Source organism: Streptomyces sp. NBC_00691, assembly GCF_036226665.1.
GTDB lineage: Bacteria > Actinomycetota > Actinomycetes > Streptomycetales > Streptomycetaceae > Streptomyces.
In genome coordinates, this window is sequence record NZ_CP109007.1 from 3,616,661 (window position 1) to 3,640,484 (window position 23,824).

A 23,824-nucleotide genomic window follows, 5' to 3' on the forward strand; every position below is an offset into this window, starting at 1 on the left:
GCGCGCGAGATGTCGATTGACGGGGAGGGGATCGCGGGTGGCCGCGATGCAGCTGACACGCACACACCGGATACTCATCGGCCTCGTCATCGCCGGTGCGCTGATCATCGCGGGGATCGGTTTCGCGGGTTCGTACGCCGCCGTGCGCGAACTCGCCGTGCAGAAGGGCTTCGGCACCTTCTCGTACTTCTTCCCGATCGGCATCGACGCGGGCATCTGTGTGCTGCTCGCCCTGGACCTGCTCCTGACGTGGCTTCGGATCCCGTTCCCGCTGCTGCGGCAGACCGCGTGGGTGCTGACGGCGGCGACGATCGCGTTCAACGGCGCGGCCGCCTGGCCCGACCCGCTGGGCGTCGGGATGCACGCCGTGATCCCGATCCTGTTCGTCGTGGCCGTCGAGGCCGCGCGGCACGCGGTGGGCCGGATCGCGGACATCACCGCGGACAAGCACATGGAGGGCGTCCGGCTGACCCGCTGGCTGCTGTCCCCGGTGCCGACGTTCCGGCTGTGGCGCCGCATGAAGCTCTGGGAACTCCGCTCGTACGAGCAGGTGATCAAGCTGGAGCAGGAGCGGCTGATCTACCAGGCGCGTCTCCAGGCCCGTTTCGGCCGGAGCTGGCGCCGCAAGGCGCCGGTGGAGGCGCTGATGCCGCTGCGTCTGGCGCGGTACGGGGTGCCGCTCGCGGAGACGGCGGCCGCGGGTCTCGCGGCGGCCGGCATCGAGCCGGCCGTGCTGCCCGCCCAGCCGCAGGGCACCTCGCCTCTGCTGCCCCAGCAGCCCCAGCCGCCTCAGCAGCTCCAGCCGGCCGCCCCGCAGTCCCAGCCGGTGCAGCTCGCGCCCGCGCCGCAGCCGATTCCCGACGCACCCGAGGATGCCGAGGGCAGCCCCTGGTTCGCGGGCCAGGCACGGCCGGACGGCTACCAGGGCTCGTACAACCCCCAGATCGTCGACGGACTGGAGCCGATCCCGGTGCCGGTGCCGCTCGGGCCGGAGGACGTGCCCCCGCCGGGTCCGGAGGAGTTCGTCGAGTACCCCGAGTACGTGGAGGAGCGCCCGGAGCCGCAACCGCAGGAGGTCGAGGAGTTCCGCGAGGTCGTCTACAAGCAGACCTGGGCGTACGCCGTGGAGAACGACCGCTTCCCGGAGACCCGGGAACTCGAACGGCTGGTGGCCGATCACTACGGCGTCGAGCAGCTCCGCAACCCCGAGCTGCTCCACCGGATGATCCCCGAGGTCCAGCAGCGGATCCAGCAGGACATGCAGGACATGCGCACTCCCTGATCCGTTCGGAACCGCGCACGGGAGTACGTGGAAGGGCCGCCGCCCGGTATCCGGGTGGCGGCCCTTCCACGTGCTGTCAGGTGCTCAGCTCATCCGCGCGCTCACGCGCCGAGGAGCTTCCTCACCCGGTCCGCGCCCACGGCGAGCAGCAGCGTGGGCAGTCGCGGCCCGGTCTCGCGACTGACGAGGAGCTTGTAGAGGAGGGCGAAGAACGCGCGCTGCGCGAGCTTCAGCTCGGGGGTCGGCTTGGCCTCCGCGTCGAGACCGGCCATGACCTTCGGCACGCCGTAGACGAGGGTGGTGAGCCCGTCGAGCGACCAGTGGCTGTCGAGGCCCTCCAGGAGCAGGCGGAGCGACTCGCGGCCCTCGTCGTCCAGGGAGCCGAGGAGCTCGGTGTCGGGCTCCTCGCGGACGATGGTGCGCTGGTCGGCCGGGACCTGGTTGGTGATCCAGTTCTCGGCGCGGTCGAGGCGCGGCCGGACCTCGTCGAGGGACGCGACCGGGTTCTCGGGGTCGAGTTCGGTCAGGATCCGCAGGGTCTGCTCGTCGTGGCCGGCCGTGATGTCCATGACCGAGGCGAGCGTGCGGTACGGGAGCGGGCGCGGGGTGCGCGGAAGCTCACCGGCGGCCGTGCGTGCGGCGCGGGTGTGGGCGGCGGCGTCGGCGGGCAGCACGCTGCCGTCGGCGACCTTGGCCTCCAGCTTGTCCCACTCGTCGTAGAGCCGCTGGATCTCCTGGTCGAAGGCGATCTTGAACGACTGGTTGGGGCGGCGGCGCGCGTACAGCCAGCGCAGCAGCGGCGCTTCCATGATCTTCAGCGCGTCGGCGGCGGTCGGGACGCCACCGCGCGAGGAGGACATCTTGGCCATGCCGCTGATGCCGACGAAGGCGTACATCGGGCCGATCGGCTGGACGCCGTCGAAGATCTCGCGGACGATCTGGCCGCCGACGACGAAGGACGAGCCGGGCGAGGAGTGGTCGACGCCGGAGGGCTCGAAGATGACGCCCTCGTACGCCCAGCGCATCGGCCAGTCGACCTTCCAGACCAGCTTGCCGCGGTTGAACTCGCTCAGCTTCACGGTCTCGGAGAAGCCGCAGTCGGCGCAGGTGTACGCCAGCTCGGTGGTGTCGTCGTCGTACGAGGTGACCGTGGTCAGGTCCTTCTCGCACCGACCGCAGTACGGCTTGTACGGGAAGTAGCCCGAGGAGCCGCCGGAGCCGTCGTCCTCGCTCGCCGCACCGGAGCCCTCCTCGGCCTCCAGCTCGGCCTCGTCGAGGGGCTTCTGCGACTGCTTCTTCGCCGTCTTCTTCGTCCGGTACTGGTCGAGGATGGCGTCGATGTCGCCGCGGTGCCTCATCGCGTGCAGGACCTGCGCGCGGTAGGTGCCCGCGGTGTACTGCTCGGTCTGGCTGATCGGGTCGTACTCGACGCCGAGCTCGGCCAGCGACTCGACCATGGCGGCCTTGAAGTGCTCGGCCCAGTTGGGGTGGGGCGAGCCGACGGGCGCCGGAACCGAGGTCAGCGGCTTGCCGATGTGCTCGGCCCAGGACTCGTCGATGCCCTCGATGCCGTTCGGCACCTTGCGGAAGCGGTCGTAGTCGTCCCAGGAGATCAGGTGCCTGACCTCGTGCCCGCGGCGGCGGATCTCGTCGGCGACCAGGTGCGGGGTCATGACCTCGCGGAGGTTGCCCAGGTGGATCGGGCCGGACGGGGAGAGGCCGGAGGCGACGACGACCGGTTTGCCAGGCGCACGTCGCTCCGACTCGGCGATGACCTCGTCCGCGAAACGGGAGACCCAGTCGGTCTCGGTGCTGCTCTGAGCCACGGTCGGTACGTCCTTCTTCCGGGGGTGTGTTCTGCCTGAGGGCCCTACGTGAGCCATTCTCCCAGACGGAAGAGGGCACCCCGAGGTTGTCCACAGCCGGACATTCCCCGCGTCCCCCGGTTGTCCACAGGCGGGGAAATCACGTTGCGCTCCCGTGGGACACTTGACAAGCGATTTGGACGCACAGAACTCCCCGAACTCAACAGGAACGGAAGCTCATGGCCTCGGTCCCTTCCCTCGCTTCGACCGTGCAGCAGCGCCTCGCGGACGGCCTCTCGGCAGCTCTGCCGGACGCCGGGTCCGCCGACCCGCTGCTGCGACGAAGCGACCGGGCCGACTTCCAGGCCAACGGCATCCTGGCCCTCGCCAAGCGGCTCAAGGGCAACCCGCGTGAGCTGGCCGCCCAGGTCGTCGCCGCGATCCCGGAGAACGACGTCCTGCAGGAGATCGAGGTCTCGGGCCCCGGCTTCCTGAACATCACGGTGACGGACGCGGCGATCGTGCGGACCCTCGCGGCCCGCGCCGCCGACGCCCGGCTCGGCGTCCCGTTCAACGAGTCGGCCGGCACGACGGTCATCGACTACGCCCAGCCGAACGTGGCGAAGGAGATGCACGTCGGGCACCTGCGCTCCGCCGTGATCGGCGCCGCGATGGTCGAGATCCTGGAGTTCACGGGCGAGACCGTGGTCCGCCGTCACCACATCGGCGACTGGGGCACCCAGTTCGGCATGCTCATCCAGTACCTGATCGAGCACCCGCACGAGCTGGACCACCAGGCCGAGGACGGCGCCGAGGTCTCCGGTGAGGAGGCCATGTCGAACCTGAACCGGCTCTACAAGGCCTCGCGCGCGCTCTTCGACTCCGACGAGGAGTTCAAGACGAGGGCCCGCGCCCGCGTCGTCGACCTCCAGGCCGGCGACGAGGAGACTCTCGCCCTGTGGCAGCGGTTCGTCGACGAGTCGAAGATCTACTTCTACTCGGTCTTCGACAAGCTCGACATGGACATCCGGGACGGCGACGTCGTCGGCGAGTCCGGCTACAACGACATGCTGGTGGAGACCTGCCGCATCCTCGAGGAGTCGGGCGTCGCCGTCCGCTCCGAGGGCGCGCTGTGCGTCTTCTTCGACGATGTGAAGGGCCCGGACGGCAACCCGACCCCGCTGATCGTCCAGAAGTCCGACGGCGGCTTCGGGTACGCGGCGACGGACCTGTCCGCGATCCGCGACCGCGTCCAGAACCTGAAGGCGACGAACCTGGTGTACGTGGTGGACGCCCGCCAGTCGCTGCACTTCAAGATGGTCTTCGAGACGGCCCGCCGGGCCGGCTGGCTGAACGAGGACGTGAAGGCCGTCCAGCTGGCCTTCGGCACGGTCCTCGGCAAGGACGGCAAGCCGTTCAAGACCCGTGAGGGCGAGACGGTCAGGCTGGTGGACCTGCTGGACGAGGCGATCGACCGTGCCTCGGCCGTCGTCCGCGAGAAGGCCCTGGACCTCACGGAGGAGGAGATCTCCGAGCGGGGTACCCAGGTGGGCATCGGCGCGGTGAAGTACGCGGACCTGTCGACCTCGGCGGCCCGTGACTACAAGTTCGACCTGGACCAGATGGTCTCGCTGACCGGCGACACCTCGGTGTACCTGCAGTACGCGTACGCACGGATCCAGTCGATCCTCCGCAAGGCGGGCGACGCCAGGCCGGCCGCCCACCCCGAGCTGGCCCTGGCCACCTCGGAGCGCGCGCTCGGTCTGCACCTGGACCAGTTCGGCGAGCTGATCGCCGAGACGGCCGCGGAGTACGCTCCGCACAAGCTGGCCGCGTACCTGTACCAGCTGGCCTCGCACTACACGACGTTCTACTCGGAGTGCCCCGTCCTCAAGGCGGACACCCCGGAGCAGGTGGAGAACCGCCTCTTCCTCTGCGAGCTGACCGCCCGCACCCTGCACCAGGGCATGGCGCTGCTCGGCATCAGGACGCCCGAGCGCCTCTGACCTCCAGAAACGAAGCCCCCGTCGCGGAACACCGTGCCGGGGGCTTCGTCGTCAACGGATGGTGCGCGAGGTCCGGCCCGAGACCTCGTCGATCTCCGTATGGGCCTTCTGGAGCAGCTGGGAGGCGAGATCCATCAGCGCGCGTGCGCCGGCGATCTCCTCGCCCACCCTGAGCTGGTCCGGGTCGGAGGGGTGGCGGTTGGCCGTGCCGTGCGCCCGGAACTCGGTGCCGTCGGAGAGCCGCACCATGGCGGCGGCCCGCGTCCGGTCGCCCTCCTCCTGGAACTCCATCTCCACATGCCATCCGACAAGCGTGTGCATCATGAGGACCACCTCCGCGAGGTACCTGTCGGCTACCTCTCCAGGGTGCGCCGACGTGTGCCGCATCACCACTCGCTCCGTTGTCAGTGGCGCCCCGTACGTTCTCCGCATGGCGATGATCCCGAACCAGCTGCCCCGGCTCGCAGCCGATCCGACCGGTCGTTCCCTCGGCCTCGACCTGCCGCCCGGCGCCCTCACCGGCCCGGCGGACGCCCCGTACATCTGGTCGGGACATGGAGCGGCGGGTCCGGCCGCCTGGAGCGCGCTGCGCCCGGCGGCCCGCACGGCCGGGCTGCTGCCGGTGCTGCTCGGCGGCAGGTGGAGCCTGGACGAGTGGGAGCTGGCTCCGGAGGCGATGAGCGACCCGGCCGACCACGAGGCCGAGGAGGTCCTCGCCGGGTTCTGGGAGGCGAACGCCTCCGACGAGATACCCGGAAGCGCCGGCTGGCCCGGCCTGGCCCCGGCGCAGCCGTGCGACGCGGACCCCGACAGCGCGGCGGCCGCCGTCGCCGAGATGCTGACGGAGCCGGGGTTCTGGCTGGAGGACGCCCGCCCGGCCCTCGTTCCGGCACGGCGGAGTGCGGACATCCCGGCGGTGATGGGCTGGACCGGACCGCTGAACCACGAGAACGACGTGGCCCGGCTGTGTGTGGTGCTGCGGTCCTGGGAGGACCGGTTCGGGGCCCGTGTCGTCGCGCTCACCTTCGACCAGCTGGTGGTCTCGGTCGCGGCCCCGCCCATGACGCCGGAGGAGGCGGAGGCGCTGGCGGCGGAGCACTTCGCGTTCTGCCCGGACACCATCGGCCAGGGCCCCCACGGCGGACTGCGCGAGTACGCCAGGACGGGGCTGCTGGACAGCCCCGTCTGGACGTTCTGGTGGGACTGAGTCCCGGCTACCGGCGCACGTCGGACAGCTTCTGGGCGACCTCGGTGGCCCAGTAGGTGAGGATCATCTGCGCCCCGGCCCGCCGGATGCCCGTCAGGGTCTCGAAGATCGCCCGGTCCCGGTCGATCCAGCCCTTCTCGGCGGCGGCCTCGACCATCGCGTACTCACCACTGATCTGGTAGGCGGCGACGGGCACGTCGACGGCCTCGGCGACCTTGGCGACCACATCGAGGTACGGGCCCGCCGGCTTGACCATCACCATGTCGGCGCCCTCCTCCAGGTCGAGGGCGAGTTCGCGCAGGGACTCGCGGAGGTTGGCGGGGTCCTGCTGGTAGGTCTTGCGGTCGCCCTTGAGGGAGGAGCCGACGGCCTCGCGGAAGGGGCCGTAGAAGGCGGAGGAGTACTTGGCGGTGTACGCGAGGATCGCCACGTCCTCCTTGCCGATGGTGTCCAGGGCGTCCCGGACGACGCCGACCTGGCCGTCCATCATCCCGGAGGGGCCGACGACGTGGACGCCGGCGTCCGCCTGGACCTGCGCCATCTCGGCGTAGCGCTCCAGCGTGGCGTCGTTGTCGACGCGGCCTTCGGCGTCGAGGACGCCGCAGTGGCCGTGGTCGGTGTACTCGTCGAGACAGAGGTCGGACATGATCACGAGTTCGTCGCCGACCTCGGCGCGGACGTCGCGGACGGCGACCTGGAGGATCCCGTCGGGGTCGGTCCCGGCCGTCCCCGCCGCGTCCTTCTTCTCGTCCTCGGGCACGCCGAAGAGCATGATCCCGGAGACCCCGGCCTCCACCGCCTCGGCGGCGGCCTTCCGCAGGGTGTCACGGGTGTGCTGGACGACGCCGGGCATGGCCTGGATCGGCACGGGCTCGGTGATCCCCTCGCGCACGAACGCGGGAAGGATCAGATCGGCGGGATGCAGCCGCGTCTCGGCCACCATCCGCCGCATGGCGGGCGTCGTCCGCAGCCGCCGCGGCCGCGCCCCGGGAAAGGATCCGTACGAGTTCATAGCCCCGAGGCTACGCCCGCCCAAAGAGTGCTTTTACCGACACGATGTTGCCGCGATGTCACAGCCCGGACCCCTGCCTCCGCCGTCCCCGGGCGGGCGACCGTCCCGTGCGGTGCGGAACCACGGCCCCCGACGAAGCGGGGTGCGAGCCCCGGAAGGACCCGCACCCCGAACGACCACTACGTCGTACGACGCCTCCGCGCCCCCGGGCGCCTCTCACTGGGCCGGGTGACCGGATCCCCCGCCTCCAGCGCGGCCTCCCGACGCCGGAGGCCGAAGTCGGCCAGCGCCTCCGCCAGCTTGTGCACCGACGGCTCGGGCGACAGCACGTCGACCCGCAGCCCGTGCTCCTCGGCGGTCTTCGCCGTGGCGGGGCCGATGCAGGCGATGACGGTCACGTTGTGCGGCTTGCCGGCGATGCCGACCAGGTTCCGCACGGTCGACGAGGAGGTGAAGAGCACGGCGTCGAAGCCGCCGCCCTTGATCGCCTCACGCGTGTCCGCCGGCGGCGGCGACGCGCGCACGGTCCGGTAGGCGGTGACGTCGTCGACCTCCCACCCGAGCTCGATCAGGCCCGCGACCAGCGTCTCCGTCGCGATGTCGGCCCGCGGCAGGAAGACGCGGTCGATCGGGTCGAAGACCGGGTCGTACGGCGGCCAGTCCTCCAGGAGTCCGGCGGCGGACTGCTCCCCGCTGGGCACCAGGTCCGGCTTCACACCGAAGTCGACCAGCGCCGCGGCCGTCTGCTCGCCCACCGCCGCGACCTTGATCCCGGCGAAGGCACGGGCGTCGAGCCCGTACTCCTCGAACTTCTCGCGGACGGCCTTCACCGCGTTGACCGACGTGAAGGCGATCCACTCGTAGCGACCGGTCACGAGCCCCTTGACCGCACGCTCCATCTGCTGGGGCGTGCGCGGCGGCTCGACGGCGATGGTCGGCACCTCGTGCGGCACCGCGCCGTACGAACGCAGCTGGTCGGAGAGCGACGCGGACTGCTCCTTGGTGCGCGGCACGAGCACCCGCCAGCCGAAGAGCGGCTTCGACTCGAACCACGACAGCTGGTCCCGCTGCGCCGGGGCGCTGCGCTCGCCGACCACGGCTATGACCGGCCGGTGGCCCTCGGGCGAGGGCAGGACCTTGCCCTGCTTGAAGACCTGGGCGATGGTGCCGAGCGTGGCGTTCCAGGTCCGCTGCCGGGTGGTGGTGCCGGCGACGGTGACGGTGAGCGGGGTGTCCGGCTTACGGCCTGCCGCCACCAGTTCACCGGCGGCCGCGGCCACCGAGTCGAGCGAGGTGGACACGACGACGGTGCCGTCGGAGGCGCCGACCTCGGTCCAGCACCGCTCGTCGGCGGTGCGGGCGTCGACGAATCGCACGTCGGTGCCCTGGGCGTCACGGAGCGGGACACCCGCGTACGCGGGTACGCCGACGGCCGTGGCGACGCCGGGGACGACCTCGAAGGGGATGCCCTCGGCGGCGCAGACGAGCATCTCGGCTCCGGCGTTCCCGTCGAGGCCGGGGTCGCCGGTCACCGCTCGGACGACCCGCCTGCCGCCCCTCGCGGCCTCCATGACAAGATTGGCCGCGTCCCTCAACACGGGGACTCCGGCGGTTGTTGACGCCTCGTCAACAACCGTCAGCTCCGGCGTGCTCACCCCCGCGCGCGCGTGGCCGCGAACGACCTCGAGCACCTCCGGCTCGGCGATCAGGACATCCGCTCCGGCGAGGGCCTCCACGGCCCTGAGGGTCAGGAGTCCGGGGTCACCGGGGCCTGCGCCGAGGAATGTGACGTGTCCATGGCCCGGGAGGGCCGGGGACAGCGGGCTGGTGGTCGGGCTGACGGGGTTCAAAGTGCTCGCTCCCCCATAAGACCGGCCGCACCCTTGGCGAGCATCTCGTCCGCGAGTTCGCGTCCGAGCGCCATGGCCTCGTCGTGCGAGGTGGGTACGGGTCCGGTGGTGGACAGCTGCACCAGCGTCGAGCCGTCGGTGGTGCCGACGACGCCACGCAGGCGCATCTCGGTGACAACCTGCCCGTGACCGGGGTCGTCGGCCAGCAGGTCGGCCAGCGCACCCACAGGTGCGGAGCAGCCGGCCTCCAGGGCGGCGAGCAGGGATCGCTCGGCGGTCACGGCGGCCCGGGTGAGCGGGTCGTCGAGCTCGGCGAGCGCGGTGACGAGTTCGGCGTTCGACGCCGGACACTCGATCGCCAGTGCCCCCTGACCGGGGGCGGGCAGGACGGAGTCGACCGACAGGTGGTCGAGCGACAGCGAGCCGGTGAGCTCCGCCGTCCCGCCGATGCGGTTGAGGCCCGCGGCGGCGAGAACCACCGCGTCCAGTTCCCCGCCGCGTACGTAACCGACCCGGGTGTCGATGTTGCCCCGGATCGGGACACAGGTGAGTTCCAGGCCGTGATTGCGCGCGTACGCGTGGAGCTGGGCCATGCGCCGCGGCGAGCCGGTGCCGACCCGGGCGCCCTTGGGCAGCCGGTCCAGCGTCAGTCCGTCGCGGGCGATCAGCACGTCGCGCGGGTCCTCGCGCTCCGGGATCGCGGCCAGCACCAGGTCCGGGTGCTGCGCGGTCGGCAGGTCCTTCAGGGAGTGGACGGCGAAGTCCACCTCGTCCGCGAGCAGCGCGTCACGCAGGGCGGCGACGAAGACGCCGGTGCCGCCGATCTGCGCGAGGTGCTCCCGGGAGGTGTCCCCGTACGTCGTGATCTCCACGAGCTCGACGGGCCGGCCGGTCAGCCGCCGGACGGCGTCGGCCACGTGCCCGGACTGGGCCATGGCGAGCTTGCTGCGCCTGGTCCCGAGCCTCAGTGCCCTCTCGGTCATACTCGCCCTCGGTTCTTGACGTCGGCGTCATTCAGGTCGGCCCGGCTGACAGAAGCCACCGTCTCCGGGTCGAGGTCGAAGAGTGTCCGCAGCGCGTCCGCGTACCCGGCGCCGCCGGGCTCGCTCGCCAGCTGCTTGACCCGCACGGTCGGCGCGTGCAGGAGCTTGTCGACCACGCGGCGCACGGTCTGGGTGATCTCGGCGCGCTGCTTGTCGTCGAGGCCGGGCAGCCGGCCCTCGAGCCGGGCGACCTCGCCGGCCACCACGTCGGCGGCCATGGTGCGCAGGGCGACGACGGTGGGGGTGATGTGGGCGGCGCGCTGGGCGGCGCCGAAGGCGGCGACCTCGTCGGAGACGATGCCGCGCACCTGGTCGACGTCGGCGGCCATGGGCGCGTCGGCGGAGGCCTCGGCGAGCGACTCGATGTCGACGAGCCGGACACCGGGGATGCGGTGGGCGGCGGCGTCGATGTCGCGGGGCATGGCGAGGTCGAGCAGGGCGAGCGGGGTGCGGCGGCCCTGGACGGCGGCCTCGACGTCGTCCCCGGTGAGGACGAGTCCGGTGGCGCCGGTGCAGGAGACGACGACGTCGGCACGTGTCAGTTCGTCGCCGACGGCAACCATCTCGACCGCGTGCGCGGTCACCCCCGTGCCCCCGGGCTCGTTCAGGATCTGCGCGAGCCGCTCGGCGCGGGCCAGGGTGCGGTTGGCGATGACGATCTCGGAGACGCCGGAACGCGCGAGCGTGGCGGCGGCGAGCGAGGACATCGACCCGGCGCCGATGACGAGCGCCTTCTTGCCCTTGGCCCAGGTGTCGACGTCGCTGCCGTCCGTGCTGTCGACGAGTCGCTCGAGCCCGAAGGTGACGAGCGACTGCCCGGCCCGGTCGATCCCGGTCTCGCTGTGGGCGCGCTTGCCGACCCTCAGGGCCTGCTGGAACAGGTCGTTGAGGAGGCGGCCGGCGGTGTGCAGTTCCTGACCGAGGGCGAGGGCGTCCTTGATCTGGCCGAGGATCTGACCCTCGCCGACGACCATGGAGTCGAGCCCGCAGGCCACCGAGAAGAGGTGGTGGACGGCCCGGTCCTCGTAGTGCACATAGAGGTAGGGGGTGAGCTCGTCCAGGCCGACGCCGCTGTGCTGCGCGAGCAGCGTGGACAGCTCGGCGACCCCGGCGTGGAACTTGTCCACGTCGGCGTAGAGCTCGATGCGGTTGCACGTGGCCAGGACGGTGCCCTCGGCGGCCGGTTCGGCGGCGAGGGTGTCCTGGAGGAGCTTGGCCTGGGTGTCCGCCGCGAGTGCCGCCCGCTCCAGGATGGAGACGGGTGCGCTGCGGTGGCTGAGGCCGACGACGAGGAGACTCATGCCGGCATCACGGCGGGGACGTCCCCGTCGGGTCCCTTGCGGCCGGCGCCCGTGGTCCCACGGGGGGCGGGCGGCGCGACGGCCGCGGCGTTCTCCGCCGCGTCGGCGGCGTCGGCCTCGGCGTTCGACTCCTCGCCGGCCTTGCGCTGCTCGTGGAAGGCGAGGATCTGCAGCTCGATGGAGAGGTCGACCTTGCGTACGTCCACGCCGTCGGGCACGGAGAGCACGGTCGGGGCGAAGTTCAGGATGGAGGTGACTCCGGCGGCCACGAGCCGGTCGCAGACCTGCTGGGCGACGCCGGCCGGGGTCGCGATGACGCCGATGGAGACGCCGTCCTCCTCGATGATCTTCTCGAGGTCGTCGCTGTGCTGGACGGGGATCCCGGCGACCGGCTTGCCGGTCATGGCGGGGTCGGCGTCGATCAGTGCGGCGACGCGGAAGCCGCGGGAGGCGAAACCGCCGTACCCGGCGAGCGCGGCACCGAGGTTACCGATGCCGACGATGACGACCGGCCAGTCCTGGGTGAGCCCCAGCTCACGCGAGATCTGGTAGACGAGGTACTCGACGTCGTAGCCGACCCCGCGGGTGCCGTAGGACCCCAGGTAGCTGAAGTCCTTGCGCAGCTTCGCGGAGTTGACCCCCGCCGCGGCGGCGAGCTCTTCGGAGGAGACCGTGGGTACGGAGCGCTCCGAGAGCGCGGTGAGTGCGCGCAGATACAGCGGAAGCCGGGCGACGGTGGCCTCGGGAATTCCTCGGCTACGGGTCGCCGGTCGGTGAGTTCGGCCAGTTGCCACGGTGCTCCTGCGGGATGAGCGGGGCTGCAGGCGGCCATATGTCCCAAGACCGCCCCGTCGAATGCAGGCTATGTCTTTGTGAACGCGTGCACAAAGATGGTGTCCGTTTTGTCCGGCCAAAGTGACCGGGGTCACGCGGCTGGTTCGTATCGTCACGGAACCGCACGGCGTGTCAGCGCGTTGAGAACCCGAAGGGGGCAAAACCGCACACACTCCTCACGACCCCGCCCCCGAAGCCCAACAAAACGTCCACGATGGTAGCCGCCTTTCGGTCACGCACCCAGTTCGCGGCGGAGCCTCCCGGCGTCCACACGCCAGAAGGTGTGCTGCTCCCCGTCGACCAGGACGACGGGAATCTGCTCCCAATATGCCCGGTGGAGCTCCTCGTCCCGGGTGATGTCCTTCTCCTCCCAGCGCGCGCCCGTCTCCGCGCACACGGCCTCGATCACCGCACGGGCGTCGTCGCAGAGATGACAGCCCGGCTTGCCGATCAGCGTCACGGTGCGCGACCCGGCGTCCGCCTTCTTCTTCGTCCGTCCGAACATGACGGCCATTCTGTCCCTGATTAACAGGGGAGCCCCACAGTGTTCACGCCGCGGCATCGTCACAAGTCGGGAAGTACCGAACAGACTGGCTATGCTCACGGCATGGCCGCTCTGGGATGGCTCACCCCTCGTAGGCGCTCCGCCACCGCGCGCAGCGTTCTCGCAGGCGAGGCCGCTGCCGAGGCAGCGCGCAAGTCCTCGCTCCAGCTGGAAAGGGAGCGGGAGGAGGCGGCCCACGAACCCGCGGAGGCCGAGTCCCCGCCCGAGCCCGAGTTCCCGGTCGTCGGCGACGTGCGGGCGGCCGCGTTCTTCGACCTCGACAACACCGTGATGCAGGGCGCGTCGATCTTCCACTTCGGCCGCGGCCTGTACAAGCGGAAGTTCTTCCAGCGCCGCGAACTCGCCCGCTTCGCCTGGGCACAGGCCTGGTTCCGGATCGCCGGCGTCGAGGACCCCGAGCACATCCAGGAAGCCCGCGACAGCGCCCTGTCCATCGTCAAGGGTCACCGCGTCTCCGAACTGATGTCGATCGGTGAGGAGATCTACGACGAGTACATGGCCGACCGCATCTGGCCCGGCACCCGCGACCTCGCCCAGGCGCACCTGGACGCGGGACAGAAGGTCTGGCTGGTCACGGCCGCCCCGGTCGAGACGGCCACGATCATCGCCCGCAGGCTCGGCCTGACGGGCGCGCTGGGCACGGTCGCCGAGTCCGTCGACGGCGTCTACACGGGCAGGCTGGTCGGCGAGCCCCTGCACGGCCCGGCGAAGGCCGAGGCGGTACGGGCCCTCGCCTCCGCCGAGGGCCTCGACCTGAGCCGCTGCGCCGCCTACAGCGACTCGCACAACGACATCCCGATGCTGTCGCTCGTCGGCCACCCGTACGCGATCAACCCGGACACGAAGCTCCGCAAGCACGCGAAGGCCCGGGACTGGCGACTGCGCGACTACCGCACCGGCCGCAAGGCCGCCAAGGTCGGCATCCCCGCCGCCGCGGGCCTGGGCGCCCTGGCCGGCGGCACGGCGGCCGCGGTCGCCCTCCACCGCCGCCGCCACTGAGCCCAGGGCGGCCACCGGGGCCGAGGCCGTCGCCCTCCGGGCCCGGCCCCGCCCTCCTCCCGCGGTGCGCCGGAACGATCTGCCGATACGTTTCGGCTGCGATCATCTGCGACAACCCCGGACCAAGCGCCCTCACCCGTCCGTGCTCGAACACCACCGCACAGGTCGACCCCCAGGCATTCCGGGCTCCTTACCCCGCAGCGGCCCCGATCACTCACCGGTCCTGCACTTGAGCACAACGCAACGCCCGCACAGTCACACTCGGAAGCAAATCGATCAACAATCGGTCACCAATAGCACTCGGATCCGACTGCAAGCAGTAACAGATCCGTCGTAACCGGTGATTTGAGCAACTGGGTGTAGCGCTGCCTGTACGAAGCGTTATTCTCCTGGGACGCAGAAAGGACCCCTCCCGTCGCCACGACGAGTGAACGGTCCCGCACTGCACGTGATGGAAGCTCTGCCTCTGGGAGTCCCGTGTACCCACACGTCGGGGTTGACACCTCGGGCCTGGCTACGCTGCGCGCAACGGTCCTCGACCGTTTGCGCGGCTTCGTCCCCACCGCGTACGCCGGCCCTGTCCCCGCCTTCGCCTTCGCCGCACCGGCACCCGCCGGCCCTTGCTATGCCCTGGCCGATGGTGGTGCCGCCGTGGGCAGACGCGGAGCCCGGTCCGGAACCTCGACCACCCCCCGCCGCCCCACCGCCGACAGCGACAGCGCCCGCATGATGGACCTGGTCGAGCGGGCCCAGGCGGGCGAGGCCGAGGCCTTCGGCCGGCTGTACGACCAGTACAGCGACACCGTCTACCGCTACATCTACTACCGCGTCGGCGGGAAGGCGACGGCGGAGGACCTCACAAGTGAGACGTTCCTGCGCGCCCTGCGCCGGATCTCCACCTTCACCTGGCAGGGCCGCGACTTCGGCGCCTGGCTCGTCACCATCGCCAGGAACCTGGTCGCCGACCACTTCAAGTCGAGCCGCTTCCGCCTGGAAGTGACCACCGGCGAGATGCTCGACGCCAACGAGGTCGAGCGCAGCCCCGAGGACTCCGTCCTGGAGTCCCTCTCGAACGCCGCACTGCTCGACGCGGTCCGCCGCCTCAATCCCCAGCAGCAGGAGTGCGTCACCCTGCGCTTCCTCCAGGGCCTCTCGGTCGCCGAGACCGCCCGGGTCATGGGGAAGAACGAGGGGGCGATCAAGACCCTCCAGTACCGGGCCGTCCGCACCCTGGCCCGCCTGCTCCCGGACGACGCCCGCTGACCGGTTCGCGCCCCCCACACACGCCCCCGCGGACCGGACCGCGCCCCCACCCCCGCAGTTCCCCCCACACCCCGACGACCCCCGTCCAACTCACAGTCGGTGACGCCTCGATGACGCACTGGTCCGATCATCTTTCGCGCGTAACCCAAGTGCCGCGCCGCTCGTTGTGCGGGATGCAGGCTCCCTGTGGACACGCCATGTCCGCAGCCACTCACTCTTTCGTGTGGATGCGCTCAAGGTGTGCAACCTTCCGGACACCCCGGGGAGTCGACCGTCATGACGAGAGGAGGTGCCGCCAGTGATCGCGAACGTATCGGCGCACCGGCGGGCGAACGCCTTCGCCCAGGCCCTGGAGGACCGGGAGTCCGAGGGCGCGGTGGCCGAACAGCCGGAGACTCCGGCGGAACCGGCTGAACCAGGGCGGCTGTTGGCCGTGGCAAACGGCCTCGGCGAACTGCCGAAGCCACAGCTGGATCCCGAGGTCAAGGTGGTGCAGCGAGCCCAGCTCGTCGCCGCCATGGAAGCGATGCTCATGGAAGGGAGCGCGGCCGGGGCCCCCACGGTGCCCGAGCAGCGCACCGTCGGCGGCAAGGGCGCCCACCGGGCGTCCCCCCTGCGGAAGCTACGGCCCCGCTCCCGCTGGTCCAAGGGCCTCGCCGCCGGAGGCCTCACGGTAGGTGTCGCGGCCGGCGCCTTCGGCGGCGTCGCCGCCGCCAGCTCCGACGCGCTCCCCGGCGACTCGCTCTACGGGCTCAAGCGAGGCATGGAGGACATCAAACTGGGCATGGCGGACGACGACGCGGACCGCGGCGGCATCTACCTCGACCAGGCGTCCACCCGGCTCAGCGAGGCCCGCAGACTCATGGAGCGCGGCCGCGTCGGCGACCTCGACCACGAGTCGCTCACCGAGATCCGCAGGGTCCTGGGCGGAATGAAGCACGACGCCACCGAGGGCCACCGGCTGCTGCGCCAGGCGTACGAACGGGACGGCGAGATCGCCCCGATGGCCCGGCTCAACTCCTTCGCCCAGGCCCACCGGGACACCTGGAACGGCCTCCGCGACCGACTCCCCGTCCAGTTGTCGGACGTGGGCAGCGAGGTCACGCACGTCTTCGACGCCATGGACGAAGAGGTCGAACCCCTCCAGTCGATGCTCCCCCGCACTCCCGAGAGGGGTGCGATCGGCACCGGGAGCCCCAGCGGCCGACCGAGCACCTCGCAGAGCTCCCAGGGCACGGACGCCGAGCGTCCGCCGTCCACCCACGAGGCCCCGCCCTCGGGCAGCCACTCCGCGCAGCCCCGCCCGTCGGGTCCCAGCACGGGCACCAGCCCGAGCGCGGACGGCGGCACCGAATCGCCGGAGGACGACGGTCTCCTCGGCGGCAGCACCGGCGGACTGCTCAAGCCCCCCGCCACCCCGAGCGGTGTCCCGACCGCCCCCACGGACGGCCAGCAGACGCCCGAGATGCCGGACGTCACCATTCCGCCCATCCTGCCGGGCCTGCTACCAGGCCTCGGCATCGACAGCGAGGACGCTCGCTAGCAAGGAGAAGGGGCGCCCCCACGGACGGGGGGCGCCCCTTCTTCCATGCTCCCGGGGTCAGAAGAAGACCGACCGCCGCTGCACCAGCAGCTTGTAGAGCGTGTGCTGGATCTGCTCCCGCACCTGATCCGTCAGGTTGAACATCAGCATCGGGTCCTCCGCCGCCTCCGGCGCGTAGGAATCCGTCGGGATCGGCTCACCGAACTGGATCGTCCACTTCGTCGGCAGCGGCAGCGCCCCGAGCGGCCCCAGCCAGGGGAAGGTCGGGGTGAGCGGGAAGTACGGGAAGCCGAGCACCCGCGCCAGCGTCTTGGCGTTCCCGATCATCGGGTATATCTCCTCGGCCCCGACGATCGAGCAGGGCACGATCGGCACCCCGGCCCGCAGCGCCGTCGACACGAAGCCGCCCCGACCGAAGCGCTGGAGCTTGTACCGCTCCCCGAAGGGCTTCCCGATCCCCTTGAAGCCCTCCGGCATCACGCCGACGATCTCCCCGGAGCGCAGCAGCCGCTCCGCGTCCTCCGCACAGGCCAGGGTGTGCCCGGCCTTGCGGGCCAGCTCGTTGACGACCGGCAGCACGAAGACCAGATCGGCTGCGAGGAGCCGCAGATGCCGCCCTGCCGGATGGTGGTCGTGGACGGCGACCTGCATCATCAGCCCGTCCAGCGGCAGGGTCCCCGAATGGTTGGCGACGATGAGCGCCCCGCCCTCGGCCGGGATGTTCTCGACGCCCTTCACCTCGACCCGGAAGTACTTCTCGTACAACGGGCGGAGCATCGACATCAGGACCTGGTCGGTGAGCTCCTCGTCGTAGCCGAACTCGTCGACCTCGTAGTCGCCGGTGATCCGGCGCCGCAGGAACGCGAGCCCGCCCGCGATCCGCCGATCCCAGCCACCGGCTCCCGCCGAGGCCCCCACGTCGGCACCAGGCGCCTCCCCGGCCTCGCCGGGAGCCGGGCCCTCCAGGACCTCCTCCGGCTCCTGGGGGCCCTGCTGGGGCCCCGGGAGGGCCCGTACGGCCGCCGCCTCGCCGTCGGCACGGCCGCCGTGCCGTCGCCGGGCCCGCGACCGGTCGTCGTCGAACGGAATGACCTTGGCGTCCGCCATCGCTGTCCGGTCTCCTCAGGCGCCGTCGTGAACAGGGTGAACAGGGCGTACATCGTGTGCGGGGGGCCCGGCGGGCACGGGGTCGGCCGGCCGCGCGACCGGTGGGCCCAGCCGCACCGCGATCCGGTCCACCGCCCCGGCCAGCATCTCCGGCGGCAGCAGTCCCGGCCCCCGGCCGCGGGCGAAGTCCGCCAGGGCCTCTGCCGTGGTGAAGCGCGGCGAGAAGCCGAGGACCTCACGCGTCTGCACCGTCGACACGACCCGGCCGTGGGTGAGCAGCCGGATCTGCTCGGGAGCGAAGTCGGTGATCCCGACGGTCCGCAGCGCCGTCCCCACCCAGGTGACGGCCGGCAGCAGCACCGGCACGGTGGGCCGCCCGAGTCTCCGCGCGCACTGGGAGAGCAGCAGCACCCCGTCACCGGCGACGTTGAAGGTGCCGCTGTTCTGGGTGGCCCTGCGGGGCTCGTGCGCCGCCAGGCGCAGCACGTCGATGACGTCGTCCTCGTGGACGAACTGCAGCCGCGGGTCGTAGCCGAGGACGGTCGGCAGCACCGGCAGCGCGAGGTACTCGGCGAGCGGCGAATCGATCCGGGGGCCGAGGATGTTCGCGAACCGCAGCACGCACACGGCCACGTCCGGGCGGCGCCGGGCGAACCCTCGCACGTACCCCTCGACCTCGACGGCGTCCTTCGCGAAGCCCCCGCTGGGCAGCGACTTCGCGGCCGTCGTCTCGGTGAAGACCGCCGGGTCGCGGGGTGCGGAGCCGTAGACGCTGGTACTGGACTTGATCACGAGCCGGTTGATCCGCGGCGACTTCTGGCACGCGCCGAGGAGCTGCAGCGTGCCGATGACGTTGGTCTCCTTGACCGACGTACGCCCTCCGCCGCCGAGCGCCGTACCGGTGACGTCCAGATGGACCACCGTGTCGACGTCGTGCTCGGCGAGAACCTTCGCGATCTCCGGCCGGCGGATGTCCGCCCGTACGAACTCGGCGGCGCCGAGCTGGTGCGCCGGGTCGACCGCGTCCACCGCGATCACCCGGTCCACCTCCGGATCCCGCTGGATCCGCCGCACGAAGCGGCCCCCGAGATGCCGGGCGGCACCGGTGACGAGCACGACCTTGCCCAAGATCAGCGCCTTCCGTCCGTCTTCCGTTGGTCGCCACCGTAGCGCCTGAAGATTTCCGCGCAAATAAACGTGGCCCTCCACCGCGAACGGTGAAGGGCCACGTCTGACGCACTGAACGCTGCGAAGCAGCTGTCGCCTTACTTCTTGTTGCGACGCTGAACGCGCGTGCGCTTGAGCAGCTTGCGGTGCTTCTTCTTGGCCATCCGCTTACGCCGCTTCTTGATAACAGAGCCCACGACTACCCTCGCTCACTTCTCGGAACATCCCCGCCTCCCGGCGGGGATCGGTGCGGGGCGTCTGGGCCCACACGACCTACGTCGGCCTAGCCTACCGTCCCGAGCACCGCGCTTGTAATCCGAGGGACATACGGAGCTTTCCCGGCGTTGTCGCCGCGCTCGCGCTACGCGGTCCCCACCCCCACGAAGGACTCCCGCAGGTACTCGTGAACCGCCTGTTCCGGCACCCGGAAGGACCTGCCCACCCGGATCGCCGGCAGATGACCACTGTGCACCAAGCGGTACACGGTCATCTTGGACACGCGCATCACCGAGGCGACTTCCGCCACGGTCAGAAACTTGACCTCGTTGAGAGGTCGTTCGCCAGCAGCCATGACCCACCTGTACCTTCCGCCGCGACGCCCACCGGCTTCCCCTCCGGTGACTCTTCGTCGCCGAGCGCTCACGCTCCAGACTAGGGGCGGGTGGTACGAGTGGGGAAGAGGAGCTACCACCTGCCGTTTACCGTGACAGACACGCTCGATTGAGTACATAGCGCGTCAGCGGACGATAGGAGGCGGAGCGCACGCCGTCATCAAGCGGAACGGCCACCGACACCTGCCCCTCCGCCTCCCCGACGAACAGCGCCGGATCATCCGTATCGGCGAGACCGATGGCCTCGATACCCAGCTGACCAGCACCGCAGACCCAGCCGTGGTCCCCGACGACCAGCTCCGGCAGCGGCCCGCCGGCCTCGGCCGCACTCTCCAGAGCCGCCCTAACCGGCAGCGGAGAGTGGGAGTGCGCCCCCGGCTCGCGCCCACCCCCCGACGTCCCCGGCTCTCGCACCAGTGCGACCCCCCGTACGTAGTCGAGGACGTAGGTGCGTACGCCGAACCGGGTCGTTATGTCGACACATCGCCCCTGCGCCGGTGTGAGAACAAGGCATCCCGCCGCCGACAAGGCGTCTGCGAGAGCGACGTAGAAACCGAGCAGCCGGTGCGGATGACCCGTCCCGAGGAGCACCGGAACCCGCCGCGCGGCCGCCGCGCCCAACCGCGCCGCGAAGGCGTCGAGCCCCCTCAACGTCCGCTCGGGATCGATGACGTCGGGGCCCGACCGATGCCCCGGATCGTCCGACACCCCGCACTTGTCGGCCATCAGCCGCAGCAGATCGGCCTCACCCCACCCCCAGGCGGGATCGAGCCCCAGCAACACCCGCGGATCCCGCGCCGCGAAGAGCCGATAGCTCCGCAGGCTCGCCTCCCGCGACGTCGCCACCGTTCCCGCCAACCCCGCCGCCAACAGATGCGCCCGCAGCGCCCCGGTACTCAACACCCTCCCGATGCTGCCGGAACACCCCTGCCACGGAGCCCGAACCCCCGGGACACCCCACCGTCGGCGTAACGTCCGCCAGAACGTTCCTGCCGGGCCCTACGCGAGCATCCCCCGCAGCGGAAAAGCCGCCTTCCGGGTCGCGAGCACCGCCTGGTCCAGCCGGTCCGCCGGGTCGTATCCCTCGGACCAGTCCCGGAAGCCCACCGGCCACAGCCCGTCCGTCATCCGCCCGGGCCCCGGCTGCCGCGTCCGCGCGTACACCTCGTCCCGCCAGGAGGACGGGATCACCGACTCCGGATCCACCGGGGCGTGCGCGGCGATCCCCACCAGATGCGTCCACGACCGCGGTACGACGTCGACCACGGCGTACCCGCCACCGCCCAGGGCCAGCCACCGCCCCTCGGCATACTCGTGCGCCAGCTCGTGACAGGCCTCCTGCACAGCCCGCTGCGCGTCGAGCGACACCGCGAGATGGGCCAGCGGATCCTCGAAGTGCGTGTCCGCCCCGTGCTGGGTCACGAGCACCTGCGGCCGGAAGTCCGCGAGCAGCTCCGGCACGACCGCGTGGAACGCCCGCAGCCACCCCGCGTCCCCCGTCCCGGCCGGCAGCGCCACGTTCACGGCCCCACCCTCACCGGGCCCGGCCGCACCGGTCTCCTCCGGCCAGCCCGTCTGCGGGAACAGCGTCCGGGGATGCTCGTGCAGCGACACGGTCAGCACCCGTGGGTCCTCCCAGAACGCCGCCTGCACCCCGTCCCCGTGATGGACGTCCACATCCACGTACGCGACCCGCTCCGCGCCCAGCTCGAGCAGCCGCGCGATCGCCAGGGACGCGTCGTTGTAGATGCAGAACCCCGACGCCGCACCCGGCATCGCGTGATGCAGACCGCCCGCGAAGTTCACCGCGTGCTCGGCCTCCCCACGCCACACCGCCTCCGCCGCGCCCACCGACTGCCCGGCGATCAGCGCCGACGCCTCGTGCATCCCGGCGAACGCCGGATCGTCGACCGTGCCCAGCCCGTACGACTGGTCGGCGTGCCGCGGGTCGGCCGAAGCCGCCCGCACCGCCGCCACATAGTCCTCACGGTGGACCAGACGCAGCGTCGAGTCCCCCGCCGGCTTCGCCGCGACCACGTCCGCGGCCCGGTCGAGCCCGTAGGCCCGCACCAACGACATCGTCAGCGCGAGCCGTACCGGATCCATCGGATGCTCGGACCCGAAGTCGTACTGCGTGACAGCTTCATCCCACATCAACAGTGCGCGGCCGCTCATGCCCGCCACCGTATCGGGCCGGTCGCGGCCCGAACGACGTGGCATACACCACCGTCACCAGGACAAGCACCATCGGCACCAGCATGGCCCCCCGGTAGCTCCACGCGTCACCCAGCGCCCCCACCAACGGCGAGCCGATCAGGAACCCGACGTAGTTGAAGACGTTGAGCCGCGCCACCGCCGCGTCGCTCGCCCCGGGGAACAGCCTCCCGGCCGCCGCGAAGGTCTGCGGCACGATCACGCTCAGCCCGAGCCCCAGCAGCGTGAACCCGGCGATCCCCGCCCAGGCCCCCGGCGACACCGCCACCGCCGCGAACCCCAGAGCCGCCAGCACGGCGCCGGCCCGCACGACCGTCGCGGCCCCGAACCGCCGCACCCCGAAGTCCCCGACGGCCCGCCCGAGCAGCGTCGTCACCATGTACGCGTTGTACGGCACGGTCGCCAGCTCCTCCGAGCTGCCCAGCACGTCCTGGAGGTACTTGGCACTCCAGTTGGAGACGGTCGAGTCCCCGATGTACGCGAAGGTCATCACCAGACAGAGCGGCAGCAGCAGCTTGAAGGCGACACCACTCCCCTTGCCGTCCCCCGCCTCCGCCACGGGCTCGGCCCCGTCGGCCCCGGCGACGTACCACCTGCTCCCCACGAAGGCGAGCGGCAGCAGCACCGCCACCACCGGCAGGTAGGACACGAACAGCGACAGATGCCAGTGCGCCCCCACCCAGGCGAGCGAGGCTCCCGCGATCCCCCCGAGGCTGTACGAGGCGTGGAAACCGAGCATGATGCTCCGGCCGTACGCCCGCTGGAGGCTGACCCCCAGCATGTTCATGGAGGCGTCCAGCGCACCGACCGCGAGCCCGAAGAGCCCCAGGGCCAGGGCCGCGTGCCACAGCTGGTCCCCCACGCCCACGGCAAGCAGCGCCAGGAGCACGAACGGCTGGGCCCACCGCAGCACCACCGCGGGCCCCACCCGCGCGACGACCTTCTCGGTCATCACACTCGCGACACCCGCCAGGATCGGCACCGCGGCCAGGAACGCCGGCAGCAGGGCGTCCGAGATCCCGTACCGGTCCTGGATCGCCGGTATTCGGGTCACGAGCAGGGCGAACGTCACGCCCTGCACGAAAAAGCTGACCGCCAGGGATCCCCGCCCACGCCGCAACCGCGCATCCGTCATGGCGGCACAGCGTACGGCCGGAACCTACCCGGGGGTAGATGGATCACAGTCCCAATATCGCCGGCAGCTCGTCCATGACACCGAAGAAGCCCTTGGCGCCCGCGAGCTTCTCCTCCGGAGTCATCGCGGTGAACCCGTACACGTCCATCCCGGCCGCCACGGCCGCCTGCACCCCGAGCCGGCTGTCCTCCACCACCACGCACCGCTCGGGCGCCACCCCCATCCGGGAGGCGGCGTGGAGGAACAGATCGGGCGCCGGCTTCCCCCGGCCGACGTCCTCGGCGCTGAAGACGAGCTCGTCGGGGAACCAGGCGTCGAGCCCGGTCTTACGGTGCCCCACCCTGATCCGCTCATGACTCCCCGACGACGCCACACAGTACGGAACCCCCGCGACGGCCAGCTGCTTGAGCACCTCCCCGGCCCCGGGCACGGGCTCCAGCTCCGCCTGGAAGGCAGCGAAGACCCGCGCGTGGAACGTCTCGTCGAACCCCTCCGGCAACCGCTGCCCGCTCCGCTCCTCGACGAGATCGTGAATCCGGTGCATGGCGGACCCCATGTAGTCGCGTACGGATTCCTCGTACGTGGTGGGATGCCCGAGCTCCGTCAGATAGCCGGCCAACAGCGTGTTGGAAATGGGCTCGCTGTCCACGAGCACACCGTCGTTGTCGAAGATCACCAGGTCGTAGCGCATACGCCCAGCTTAGAACGCAAAAATGCCTCAACCCCCGGACATGGTCCGGGGGTTGAGGCTAAAAATTGTTCGGCGGCGTCCTACTCTCCCACAGGGTCCCCCCTGCAGTACCATCGGCGCTGAAAGGCTTAGCTTCCGGGTTCGGAATGTAACCGGGCGTTTCCCTAACGCTATGACCACCGAAACTCT

The 23,824-nt window shown here is 71.1% G+C and carries 22 protein-coding genes and 1 rRNA gene; 6 read left to right on the top strand and 17 right to left on the bottom strand.

From position 1 onward, the window contains the following. The first annotated feature begins 37 nt into the window (after positions 1-37). Positions 38-1,282, top strand: a complete 1,245-nt coding sequence (locus tag OG392_RS16190) for a DUF2637 domain-containing protein (protein WP_329279953.1) — start codon at positions 38-40, stop codon at positions 1,280-1,282. Positions 1,283-1,383: 101 nt separating this feature from the next. Here OG392_RS16190 and lysS read toward each other — a convergent pair whose 3' ends face one another. After that, positions 1,384-3,165: a lysine--tRNA ligase gene (gene lysS / locus OG392_RS16195; protein ID WP_329279955.1), complete on the bottom strand. Its 1,782-nt coding sequence runs from the start codon at positions 3,163-3,165 to the stop codon at positions 1,384-1,386. Between the two features lie 161 nt (positions 3,166-3,326). Between lysS and argS the strand changes: the two genes are divergently transcribed. Further along, the gene (gene argS / locus OG392_RS16200; protein ID WP_329279957.1) at positions 3,327-5,093 is read left to right on the top strand and encodes an arginine--tRNA ligase; all 1,767 of its coding nucleotides are present in this window, start codon (positions 3,327-3,329) and stop codon (positions 5,091-5,093) included. 51 nt (positions 5,094-5,144) lie between these two features. Here the strand turns inward: argS and OG392_RS16205 are convergent, their stop codons facing one another. Next, positions 5,145-5,414, bottom strand: coding sequence for a DUF1876 domain-containing protein (locus OG392_RS16205; RefSeq protein ID WP_327166503.1), 270 nt, complete (start codon positions 5,412-5,414; stop codon positions 5,145-5,147). A gap of 109 nt (positions 5,415-5,523) precedes the next feature. On the opposite strand from OG392_RS16205, the gene OG392_RS16210 reads away from it, so the two are divergent. Then, on the top strand, positions 5,524-6,300 hold the full coding sequence (locus OG392_RS16210) for a DUF4253 domain-containing protein (protein ID WP_329279959.1): 777 nt from the start codon (positions 5,524-5,526) through the stop codon (positions 6,298-6,300). 7 nt (positions 6,301-6,307) lie between these two features. Here the strand turns inward: OG392_RS16210 and hemB are convergent, their stop codons facing one another. The 6 genes from hemB to OG392_RS16240 all read right to left on the bottom strand — a co-directional run bounded on the left by hemB (position 6,308) and on the right by OG392_RS16240 (position 12,854). Next, positions 6,308-7,312: a porphobilinogen synthase gene (hemB, locus tag OG392_RS16215; RefSeq protein ID WP_329279960.1), complete on the bottom strand. Its 1,005-nt coding sequence runs from the start codon at positions 7,310-7,312 to the stop codon at positions 6,308-6,310. Between the two features lie 179 nt (positions 7,313-7,491). After that, entirely contained in the window at positions 7,492-9,162 is a 1,671-nt protein-coding gene (locus tag OG392_RS16220) for a uroporphyrinogen-III synthase (protein ID WP_329279962.1), read from the bottom strand. Then, positions 9,159-10,145 carry a hydroxymethylbilane synthase gene (gene hemC / locus OG392_RS16225; RefSeq protein WP_329279965.1) on the bottom strand — a complete coding sequence of 329 codons (987 nt, stop codon included), beginning with the start codon at positions 10,143-10,145 and terminating at the stop codon, positions 9,159-9,161. The genes OG392_RS16220 and hemC overlap by 4 nt, the downstream gene beginning before the upstream one ends. Next, positions 10,142-11,506: a glutamyl-tRNA reductase gene (locus tag OG392_RS16230; protein ID WP_329279968.1), complete on the bottom strand. Its 1,365-nt coding sequence runs from the start codon at positions 11,504-11,506 to the stop codon at positions 10,142-10,144. The genes hemC and OG392_RS16230 overlap by 4 nt, the downstream gene beginning before the upstream one ends. Next, the gene (locus OG392_RS16235; RefSeq protein ID WP_329279970.1) at positions 11,503-12,300 is read right to left on the bottom strand and encodes a redox-sensing transcriptional repressor Rex; all 798 of its coding nucleotides are present in this window, start codon (positions 12,298-12,300) and stop codon (positions 11,503-11,505) included. The genes OG392_RS16230 and OG392_RS16235 overlap by 4 nt, the downstream gene beginning before the upstream one ends. A 272-nt stretch (positions 12,301-12,572) precedes the next feature. After that, positions 12,573-12,854 (bottom strand): glutaredoxin family protein, encoded by a 282-nt coding sequence (locus tag OG392_RS16240; protein WP_329279972.1) that lies wholly within the window; start codon positions 12,852-12,854, stop codon positions 12,573-12,575. Between the two features lie 93 nt (positions 12,855-12,947). Here OG392_RS16240 and OG392_RS16245 point away from each other — a divergent pair, with 93 nt between their 5' ends. From OG392_RS16245 to OG392_RS16255, 3 genes are all read left to right on the top strand, one after another. Further along, the gene (locus tag OG392_RS16245) at positions 12,948-13,904 is read left to right on the top strand and encodes an HAD family hydrolase (protein ID WP_329279974.1); all 957 of its coding nucleotides are present in this window, start codon (positions 12,948-12,950) and stop codon (positions 13,902-13,904) included. 477 nt (positions 13,905-14,381) lie between these two features. After that, the gene (locus OG392_RS16250) at positions 14,382-15,167 is read left to right on the top strand and encodes an ECF subfamily RNA polymerase sigma factor, BldN family (protein ID WP_073916477.1); all 786 of its coding nucleotides are present in this window, start codon (positions 14,382-14,384) and stop codon (positions 15,165-15,167) included. Between the two features lie 298 nt (positions 15,168-15,465). Then, positions 15,466-16,710, top strand: coding sequence for a DUF5667 domain-containing protein (locus tag OG392_RS16255; RefSeq protein ID WP_329279977.1), 1,245 nt, complete (start codon positions 15,466-15,468; stop codon positions 16,708-16,710). Positions 16,711-16,767: 57 nt separating this feature from the next. Here OG392_RS16255 and OG392_RS16260 read toward each other — a convergent pair whose 3' ends face one another. From OG392_RS16260 to rrf, 9 genes are all read right to left on the bottom strand, one after another. Next, positions 16,768-17,817 (bottom strand): lysophospholipid acyltransferase family protein, encoded by a 1,050-nt coding sequence (locus OG392_RS16260; protein WP_329279979.1) that lies wholly within the window; start codon positions 17,815-17,817, stop codon positions 16,768-16,770. Between the two features lie 15 nt (positions 17,818-17,832). Continuing rightward, on the bottom strand, positions 17,833-18,945 hold the full coding sequence (locus tag OG392_RS16265; protein WP_329279980.1) for an NAD-dependent epimerase/dehydratase family protein: 1,113 nt from the start codon (positions 18,943-18,945) through the stop codon (positions 17,833-17,835). A 137-nt stretch (positions 18,946-19,082) separates the two neighbouring features. Continuing rightward, positions 19,083-19,181, bottom strand: coding sequence for a 30S ribosomal protein bS22 (locus OG392_RS16270; protein WP_003948845.1), 99 nt, complete (start codon positions 19,179-19,181; stop codon positions 19,083-19,085). Between the two features lie 164 nt (positions 19,182-19,345). Further along, positions 19,346-19,555, bottom strand: a complete 210-nt coding sequence (locus OG392_RS16275) for a helix-turn-helix domain-containing protein (protein WP_015034391.1) — start codon at positions 19,553-19,555, stop codon at positions 19,346-19,348. A gap of 127 nt (positions 19,556-19,682) precedes the next feature. Continuing rightward, entirely contained in the window at positions 19,683-20,498 is an 816-nt protein-coding gene (locus tag OG392_RS16280; RefSeq protein WP_329279983.1) for a phosphatase, read from the bottom strand. Positions 20,499-20,594: 96 nt separating this feature from the next. Continuing rightward, positions 20,595-21,770 (bottom strand): acetoin utilization protein AcuC, encoded by a 1,176-nt coding sequence (locus tag OG392_RS16285; RefSeq protein WP_329279984.1) that lies wholly within the window; start codon positions 21,768-21,770, stop codon positions 20,595-20,597. Further along, a complete protein-coding gene (locus tag OG392_RS16290; protein WP_329279985.1) occupies positions 21,739-22,944 on the bottom strand; it encodes an MFS transporter in 1,206 nt (401 codons plus the stop codon). Before OG392_RS16290 ends, OG392_RS16285 begins: the two co-directional genes overlap by 32 nt. A gap of 43 nt (positions 22,945-22,987) precedes the next feature. Beyond that, positions 22,988-23,635 (bottom strand): HAD family hydrolase, encoded by a 648-nt coding sequence (locus OG392_RS16295; protein WP_329279987.1) that lies wholly within the window; start codon positions 23,633-23,635, stop codon positions 22,988-22,990. 67 nt (positions 23,636-23,702) lie between these two features. Beyond that, a 5S ribosomal RNA gene (gene rrf, locus OG392_RS16300) occupies positions 23,703-23,819 on the bottom strand. Positions 23,820-23,824: the final 5 nt, after the last annotated feature.

Bases quoted from the DNA above. Each gene is read 5' to 3' on its own strand.
- lysS (WP_329279955.1), bottom strand. From the start codon at position 3,165: ATGGCTCACGTAGGGCCCTCAGGCAGAACACACCCCCGGAAGAAGGAC.
- argS (WP_329279957.1), top strand. From the start codon at position 3,327: ATGGCCTCGGTCCCTTCCCTCGCTTCGACCGTGCAGCAGCGCCTCGCG.
- OG392_RS16205 (WP_327166503.1), bottom strand. From the start codon at position 5,414: ATGCACACGCTTGTCGGATGGCATGTGGAGATGGAGTTCCAGGAGGAG.
- OG392_RS16210 (WP_329279959.1), top strand. From the start codon at position 5,524: ATGGCGATGATCCCGAACCAGCTGCCCCGGCTCGCAGCCGATCCGACC.
- hemB (WP_329279960.1), bottom strand. From the start codon at position 7,312: ATGAACTCGTACGGATCCTTTCCCGGGGCGCGGCCGCGGCGGCTGCGG.
- hemC (WP_329279965.1), bottom strand. From the start codon at position 10,145: ATGACCGAGAGGGCACTGAGGCTCGGGACCAGGCGCAGCAAGCTCGCC.
- OG392_RS16230 (WP_329279968.1), bottom strand. From the start codon at position 11,506: ATGAGTCTCCTCGTCGTCGGCCTCAGCCACCGCAGCGCACCCGTCTCC.
- OG392_RS16240 (WP_329279972.1), bottom strand. From the start codon at position 12,854: ATGGCCGTCATGTTCGGACGGACGAAGAAGAAGGCGGACGCCGGGTCG.
- OG392_RS16245 (WP_329279974.1), top strand. From the start codon at position 12,948: ATGGCCGCTCTGGGATGGCTCACCCCTCGTAGGCGCTCCGCCACCGCG.
- OG392_RS16260 (WP_329279979.1), bottom strand. From the start codon at position 17,817: ATGGCGGACGCCAAGGTCATTCCGTTCGACGACGACCGGTCGCGGGCC.
- OG392_RS16275 (WP_015034391.1), bottom strand. From the start codon at position 19,555: ATGGCTGCTGGCGAACGACCTCTCAACGAGGTCAAGTTTCTGACCGTG.
- OG392_RS16285 (WP_329279984.1), bottom strand. From the start codon at position 21,770: ATGAGCGGCCGCGCACTGTTGATGTGGGATGAAGCTGTCACGCAGTAC.
- OG392_RS16290 (WP_329279985.1), bottom strand. From the start codon at position 22,944: ATGACGGATGCGCGGTTGCGGCGTGGGCGGGGATCCCTGGCGGTCAGC.
- OG392_RS16295 (WP_329279987.1), bottom strand. From the start codon at position 23,635: ATGCGCTACGACCTGGTGATCTTCGACAACGACGGTGTGCTCGTGGAC.